The sequence below is a fragment of the Kribbella sp. genome (assembly GCF_035655035.1).
GTDB lineage: Bacteria > Actinomycetota > Actinomycetes > Propionibacteriales > Kribbellaceae > Kribbella.
Window position 1 is genome coordinate 1 of the sequence record NZ_DASRVN010000500.1, and the last position, 7,617, is coordinate 7,617.

Sequence of the window (7,617 nt, forward strand, 5' to 3'; positions counted from 1 at the left end):
GACATCACCAGTACGGCGGTCCACGGCCCGACCAGCGCCGCCGCCAAGGCGCCACCGAGCAGGTGACCACTGGTCCCGGCGCCGACCGGGAAGTTCACCATCTGCACCGCGAACACGAACGCGGCCGTCAGCCCGGCCAGCGCCGGGCCGGTCTCGCGGAGCTCGCGGCTGGCCCGTTGCAGGCTGACGCCGACCGCACCGGCCGCGATCAGACCGGTGGCGACGGACGTGGGGGCGTCGAAGAAACCGTCAGGAACATGCACTCGGACATTCTTGATCTATTTGCGACCGGATCGCAACAAGCGATCTCACAACTCCTTGAGCGCCTCGCTGATCGCCCGGTGGAACGTCGGGTACGCGTAAATCATCTGTCGCAGACTGTTCACCGGTACGGCGGCGTGCACGGCCACCGCCAGCGCGCTCAGCACCTCGCCGCCGGTCGGGCCCGCGCTGGTCGCGCCGACCAGTACGCCCCGGTCGGCGTCCATGACGACCTTGATGAAGCCCTCGTTGCCGGCCTTGTGGATCCAGCCGCGGCTCGAGGCCGGGATCTGCGTCGAGCCGGTACGGATGTTCAGCCCCGCGTCACGGGCCTGTTTCTCGGTCAGGCCGACCGCGCCGATCTCCGGATCGGTGAACGTCACCCGCGGCATCGCGTGGTAGCTCGCGGTCGGCGCGCCCGGCTCCTGCAGGATGTCCCGGACCGCGATGTCGGCCTGGTACATCGCGTTGTGGGTGAACGCCCCGACGCCGGTGACGTCGCCGACCGCCCAAACCTTGTCGCCCGCGCGGACGTGCTCGTCCACCTCGATGCGGCGCGCGGCCGGGTCCAGCCCGAGTTTGTCGATCCCCAGGTCCGCGGTCGCCACCCGGCGGCCCGTTGCCACCAGCAACTTCTCGCCGGTGGCCGTGGTGCCGTCCTCGAGCGTCACGGTAAACGCGCCGCCGGCGTACCCGACCTGGTTGGCGTGCGCGCCCAGGCGGAACGTCACGCCGTCGCGCTCCAGCGCCTCGCGGGCCAGCACGCCGGACTCCGGCTCCTCCATCGCGAGCACCTCGGGGGCGCCCTCGATCACGGTCACCTGGACGCCGAACCGCGCGAACACCTGCGCCAGCTCCATCCCGATCGCGCCGCCGCCCAGGATCAGCAGCGACGCCGGCAGCGTCTCGACCTCGATCGCCTCGCGGTTCGTCCAGTACGGCGTACCGGCGAGCCCGTCGATCGGCGGGACCGACGGGACCGTACCGGTCGCGATCACGATGCCGCGGGCCGCCTCGTACTCGGTGTCGCCGGCGCGGACCGTGTTCGGTCCGGTGATCGTCGCGACGTCCTTGATCACGGTCGCGCCCTTGCCGACCAGGCGGTCGACCGCGACCTGGTCGTTCCAGGTGTCGGTGGCCTCCTCGCGGATCCGCTTCGCGACCGGTGCCCAGTCCGGCCGCACGGTCGCCGTACCGGCGATGCCGTCCACGCGGCGGGTCTCGGCGATCAGGTTCGCGGCCCGGATCATCATCTTGCTCGGGATGCAGCCGTAGTACGGGCACTCGCCGCCGACCAGGCGGGACTCGATCCCGACCACCCGCAGCCCGGCCTGCGCCAGCCGCCCGGCCGTCTCCTCCCCGCCCACGCCGAGACCGACAACGACGACGTCCACCTGTTCAGCCATGCGGCCAAATCTCTCAGACGGTTCGGTCCGGACCAAGTCGCCACCCGGCGCGTCATCGCGCCGTAAGCGGACGTTCACCACCTGCCACTAGCGTTCTGTTCTCGTAGAAGTGAGGACAGAGTTGTTCGATTTCTCAGGGCTCGGCAACATCGATCTCGGCACGGTCATCGCGCTCGTCTCGCTCGTCGGTACGTCGATCGTGTGGCTGCTCGACCGGTACGTCTGGCGCCGCAAACGGCTCGTGTACCGGGTCCAGGTCGACGCCCAGATCGGTGTCCACCCCCGCCAGGGGCAGGCCCGGGACCTGGTCGACGTCGAGGTCCGGCACCAGAACGAGGTGGTCGAGGACCCGAGCATCGTGCTGCTCCGGGTGGACAACACCGGCACCGACATCGACCCGGGCGACATGCAGGGCGAGCTGGAGTTCGGGTTCCCCGACCGCAAGATCGTCCGGATGAAGGTGGTCGAGTCGCACCCGCCGAAGCTCGGCACGCTGATCGAGAAGAGCCTGGAGCCGGCCGCGTACGTCGACAAGGACACGCTGGTGGTGCCTCGCTTCGGGATCAACCACGGCGATCACTTCAAGTTCCTGCTCGTGCTGTCCGGGCTCGGCAAGACCGTCACGCACGACGGGTACCTCACCGGCGGCGCGAACGGTGGCGTCTACCACGAGCCGCGGCCGCGCGGACCGGGTCGCCGTACGCTGATCTTCGGCGCCACCACGCTCGTCCTGGTCGGCGCGCTGGTCGCGTTCTTCCTGGTCGACGTACTGCGTCCGCCGGACAATTGCGCGGCCGGGCAGATCCGCGTGATCGGGTCCACCGCGGTCGAACCGACGATGACCGAACTGCGCAGCGCGTACGCGAGCCAGTGCTCCGGCGCGGACATCATGATCGCCGCCAACGGCAGCCGCAGCGGAGTGCTCGACCTGAAGACGCTCGGCGCGCAGGATCCGGGTGCGGCGAGCAAGGTGATCGCGATGTCAGACGGCCCGGCCGAGGACGCGCCGGACCTCAGTGGTGAGGCGATCGCGGTCGTCGTGTTCGCGGTCGTCGTCAACCGGTCGTCCGGCGTCACCAGCCTGACCACGGACGAACTGCGCAAGATCTACACCGGCAAGATCACCAACTGGAACCAGGTCGGCGGGAAGAACCTGCCGATCCGGATGGTCAGCCGGGTCGGCCCCGCGTCCGGGTCTCGACTGGTGTTCCGGGAGAAGGTGCTCGGCGGCGACCGGGAGCTCGGGATCACCTCGGACAACTGCCGCCAGGACGACAACGCCGTACGGGCGTCATACCACCGCTGCGAGGTCGGCACCACGGACGAGCTGCTCACCCGGGTGAACGAGATCGACGGCGCGATCGGGTACGCCGAACTCGGCAGCGCCCGGAAGTTCCCGGACCTCGCCGCGGTCACGATCGACGACGTCGTACCGGACACGTCGAAGGTGGCGGACCGGTCGTACACGTTCTGGGAGGTCGAGCACGCGTACACGTACAAGGCCCCGGAGGCGAAGTCGCTGACGGCGGCGTTCCTGGACTACGTACGGTCGTCGCAGGCGCGGCCGGTGCTGGAACGCGGCGGACTCGTGCCGTGTGCGGCCCTGCCGACGGGGTTCTGCGGCTAAATTGCTGTCATGTACGTGATCGCGCACCTCAGTGACCCGCACCTCGACGGCACCGAGGAGGCGCGCGCCCGGCTCCGGCAGATCACGTCGTACGTGCGCTCGTCGACCGTGGACGTCGTACTGGCAACCGGCGACCTCGCCGACCACGGGTTGCCCGAGGAGTACGTCGAGGTCGCGCGCGAGCTGACGTTCGACGTACCGACCCTGGTTCTCCCCGGCAACCACGACGTGAGCCACCCGTTCCGCGCCCTGGTATCAGCCCCCGGCGAAGGGCACCCGGTGAACCAGCTCCACGACGTCGGTCCCGCCCGCTTCTTGCTCGTCGACTCGACCGTCGAGGGCAAGGACCACGGGTACCTCACCGAGGAAACCCTCGGCTGGCTGGAAAGTTCGCTGAACGAACCGTTCGACGGCCCGATCTTCCTCGCGATGCACCACCCACCCTTCGAACTCCACCATCCCGTCATGGATCAGTGGAAACTCGAGAACCCCGACGCGCTCGCGAAGATCCTCACCGCCAAACCCGTCACCGCCGTCCTCACCGGCCACGTCCACAACGCCATCACCAGCACCTTCGCCGGCCACCCCGTCCTAGGAGCCCCCGGCATCCGCTCCACCGTCCCCCTCCCCTTCGAATCCACCCAAAACACCCTCGCCGACCCCCACGCCCACCCCGGCCTCGCCTTCCACCTCCACACCCCCGGCGAACCCCTCCAAACCATCTACCGCTACCCCCACTGAAGCCCGCCAGCCCGCAAGAACCCACCGAACGAACCCGTCCTCGCCAGCGATGCAAACCGTGCGGCCATTCGAGTAGGCGCGGGCTAGCGTGTACTGATCAGGCGCGTTGGTTGAGAAGGTGTGACGACACGCGGTGAGCGTGGTCGTGACGCCCTTCGGCGGGGTGAACGTGAACGCGCAGCAGCCACATGAACACCTGCGTGCATACCGCGGTCCTTCCCGAGCGGGACGCGTTGGCCGATCGCCCGGTCCGCTGAGCGGTTCGAGGTAGCGTGGCCGACCGCGACACGCTGGGCCGAGCGGTACCGCCGGCTCGGTCCGGCCGGCATGACCGACCGCTCGTCGCGCCCGCACCGCCAGCCGCACAAGACCCCGCCACCTGCGGTACGCCGGATCATCAGCCTGCGCCGCCGGCACCGGCTCGGCCCGATCCAGCTCGCCGACTCCACCGGCGTACCTGCCTCGACCGTGTACGCCGTACTGCGGCATTGCCGACTCAACCGGCTGTCCCATCCCGACCGCTACACCGCCGAACCGGTCCGCCGCTACGAACACCTCTCTCCCGGCGCCATGCTGCACGTCGACGTGAAGCAACTCCGCAACATCCCCGACGGCGGCGGCTCGCGCCACGTCGGCAAACACAACGGAAGAGGAACCGTGCCGCGACACCCGACAAGCCCCGCAACGCCCACCACGACGACGAGTCCGCCGCGACCGCGACCGCCGTACTGCGCCGTGCCGTGGTTGGTTCGCCGATCGCGGCATCACGACCATCGAGCGTGTTCTGTCCGACAACGGCAGCTGCTACCGCTCGCACGCCTGGCGCGACACCTGCACCGAACTCGGCATCACACCCAAGAAGACCCGCCCCTACCGGCCACAAACCAACGGCAAGATCGAGAGATTCCACCGCACCCTCGCCGACGACTGGGCCTTCAAACAGCACTACCCCACCGAACAAGCCCTACCCGCCTGGCCCCACCCCTACAACCATCACAGACCCCACACCGTCACCGGCAAACACCCACCCATCACCCGCCGAACCAACCTCCCTGGGCTGTACAGCCAGCTCGGCGTTCATCGCGGTGTATGCACCCCGCGCCCGACCATCTGCTCGGAGCCGATCACGGAGCACGACCCACCCACGCCACCGCCGTACTGCACAACATTCAGATCGGCCACCCGCCGCTACGGTACGTCCTCCCAGCCGAACTTCCTCGTCGGCCCGGCATCATCAACGGTCGCCCGAGCGATGAAGCCGAGGAGCCGCAGCGCTTCGTCCACCGCGTCCCGGTTCGAGCTGGGCTTCGCGCCGACCGCGATGTCGAGGATCGGCTTCTGCGGTAAGCCCGCGCTGCGGTGACCCCACATGCTCGACAGAGTTCGTCAGCTCACCCAGCGCGGCCCGGAACGTCAAAGCAACCACTCGTAGGCCGCCGGCCAGGATGAAGGACTCGGCACCCAACGGAACCTCACCAGGCATGAGCCCGAGAACCCGATCCGTAGAGGATGTTCTCCGTGCCGGAGCCATAGTTCGGCCGAGGCGCGTACGGCTGCAGGCCGGTATGCCTGCAGCCGTGCCATCACAGGTCGGCCACCGCGTCGGGCTGGGTCGCGGTTGGGGTTGTCGGGATCGGATGGGTGCCTGTGTGGTTCACGATGAATCGGAAACCGTGAGGGCTGATCCATTCGATGGCGCCGGTGGGCAGGCGGCGGTTTCGCCAGCCGCCGAAGGTTTTGGCGCGGTGGTGGAGCCGGGTGAGCGGTATGAGGTTGTGGGTGCCGGTTTGCCCGGTTTGCCCGCGTGGGCTGGGTTGGCCGGTCTGTCCGGGGAGGCCGGGGCGGCCGGTCTGTCCGGGGAGCCCGGGGCGGCCGGGTGGGCCGGTGCGGCTGGTCTGTGCGGGTGGGCCGGTGCGGTCGTACGGGGTGATGTGGTCCTGGTCCATCCGCTCGGTTGACTCGGCGGCGCCGAACGGGAACATGTCGACGGGGTGTTGCAGGCGGACGCGTTCGCGGATCCGGTCGGGGATCTCGTAGCTGTGGACGCTGACCTGGTCGTGCAGGTCGATCACGGGCTTGACGACGACCTGGTCGTGACCGAGCAACTCGCTCAGTTGGTGAGCGAGGACCGGTCCGAGCTCCTCGATCCGAAGTACTCCGTTGCCGGTGGCAAGCGTCTGGTCGGTGAGGTGCACGAAGAGGGTGTGCCGGATCCGTCTCGTGCCACCGGAACCGGCACCGAGACCATTGCGGTACGCCTCCTGCTTGATCGCGGCCAGCCGCGCAGGTAATTCGCTCGCAAGCATCCGCCGCGTGAACGCGTCGACGCCCTCGTGACAGCTGTGGCCCTCGCCGGCGGCAGGCCCGCTGGATTCGTCAGGCTCGAAGTCCGCATCGCCCGGCGGCTGCGCTGGCGCGTCGCTATGACCGCCGTAGGTCGCCCGTTGCTCCCCCGCGGCCGGGTCGCCGGACCCGGTCCAGTCACCCGCTCCGGTGCAGTCAGCCGCTCCTGCACAGCCACCCGCTCCCGTCCCGCCGCCCGCACGGGTCCCGCCACCCGCACGGGTCCAGTCACCCGCACCCGTCCTGCCACCCGAGTCTGCACAGTCGCGCGGCCTGGCCTCGTCTCGCGTGGGACCGGTGCCGACTGATACGTCGGGTGGTGTCTGGTCTGACGGCTCGATCCCAGACCTTGTCGGTTCTCCGGGCGGGCCCTCAGGCAAGCCGCTCATTGGGTTGGCGGTGGGGTTGCCAGCGGGGCTGCCGGTCGGATTACCGGTGGTGCTGCCATCGGTGCTGCCACCGGTGCTGCCGGAGGGGTTGCTGGCGGGGCTGCCAGTAGGGCTGTCGGTGGGGTTGTCGGTGGGGTTGCCGGTGAGGCTGCCGGAGGGGTTGCCGGTGGGGTTGCTGCGGTTTGGGGCGTCGTGTACCTCGGGTGTCTCGTCGGTGTCCGTGGTGGTGGGGGTCGGTTGGGTGTGGGCTAGGTGGCGGGCTACTTCGAGGAGGTGGTGGGCGGCGGCGGGGTCGGAGATCCAGTCGATGGCTTTGGCGCGGCGCTCATCGAGGGTGTCGGGGTCGCCGAGGGTTTTGAGGGCGCGGGCCAGGTCGTCGATGGTGGCGTCGAAGCGGATTACGGCGCCGGCGGCGGCTCGTACCCAGAAACGTTTGGTGCCGTGGTCGTCGGACGGGGCGACGAACACGCCGCGCACCTTGGCGGCGGCTTCCGCGTGGGCTTTGGCCTGTTCGGGGTCGGCCTCCCAGAGCGCTGCGGTGACGATCTTCGCCAAGGCGCCTGGGGTGACCGTGTTGACGATCCCGGCCACGCGCCGGTCCACGATCGCCGCTGCCTCAAGCGACAGCGCCAGGCAGGCATGTGCGACCTTTCGCGCCCGCCAGGCCACTGCGTTCCCCGCCAGCACGGCGGCCCAGATCCTCGGCAGGCGATGGCGCAGCGCGAGGGCCTCACCGATGAGCGCTGATGCCGCGCCGGACGACATGCGCAGTACCGCACCGAACTCGATCGGTGCGAACTCCGCCACCCCGGGACAGCCGTCACCGCCGTACACCTGGATCCGCTCGTAA

The 7,617-nt window shown here is 69.3% G+C and carries 6 protein-coding genes and 1 pseudogene; 3 read left to right on the top strand and 4 right to left on the bottom strand.

The features are described from left to right. Positions 1 to 263, bottom strand: a 263-nt coding sequence (locus VFF46_RS27335; protein WP_325040093.1) for an energy-coupling factor ABC transporter permease, incomplete at its 3' end; no start/stop codon positions are given. A gap of 45 nt (positions 264 to 308) precedes the next feature. Then, complete coding sequence (locus tag VFF46_RS27340) at positions 309 to 1,667, bottom strand: NAD(P)/FAD-dependent oxidoreductase (protein ID WP_325040094.1); 1,359 nt, start codon at positions 1,665 to 1,667, stop codon at positions 309 to 311. A gap of 121 nt (positions 1,668 to 1,788) precedes the next feature. On the opposite strand from VFF46_RS27340, the gene VFF46_RS27345 reads away from it, so the two are divergent. The 3 genes and pseudogenes from VFF46_RS27345 to VFF46_RS27355 all read left to right on the top strand — a co-directional run. Beyond that, complete coding sequence (locus VFF46_RS27345) at positions 1,789 to 3,294, top strand: PstS family phosphate ABC transporter substrate-binding protein (RefSeq protein ID WP_325040095.1); 1,506 nt, start codon at positions 1,789 to 1,791, stop codon at positions 3,292 to 3,294. A 9-nt stretch (positions 3,295 to 3,303) separates the two neighbouring features. Beyond that, the gene (locus VFF46_RS27350; protein WP_325040096.1) at positions 3,304 to 4,035 is read left to right on the top strand and encodes a metallophosphoesterase; all 732 of its coding nucleotides are present in this window, start codon (positions 3,304 to 3,306) and stop codon (positions 4,033 to 4,035) included. A gap of 231 nt (positions 4,036 to 4,266) precedes the next feature. Further along, positions 4,267 to 5,101: pseudogene (locus VFF46_RS27355) on the top strand (IS481 family transposase); the annotation flags it as partial. 122 nt (positions 5,102 to 5,223) lie between these two features. On the opposite strand, the gene VFF46_RS27360 reads toward VFF46_RS27355, so the two are convergent. Both VFF46_RS27360 and VFF46_RS27365 read right to left on the bottom strand, forming a co-directional pair. Continuing rightward, positions 5,224 to 5,406, bottom strand: coding sequence for a hypothetical protein (locus VFF46_RS27360; RefSeq protein WP_325040098.1), 183 nt, complete (start codon positions 5,404 to 5,406; stop codon positions 5,224 to 5,226). 212 nt (positions 5,407 to 5,618) lie between these two features. Then, positions 5,619 to 7,617, bottom strand: a 1,999-nt coding sequence (locus tag VFF46_RS27365; RefSeq protein ID WP_325040097.1) for a DUF222 domain-containing protein, incomplete at its 5' end; no start/stop codon positions are given.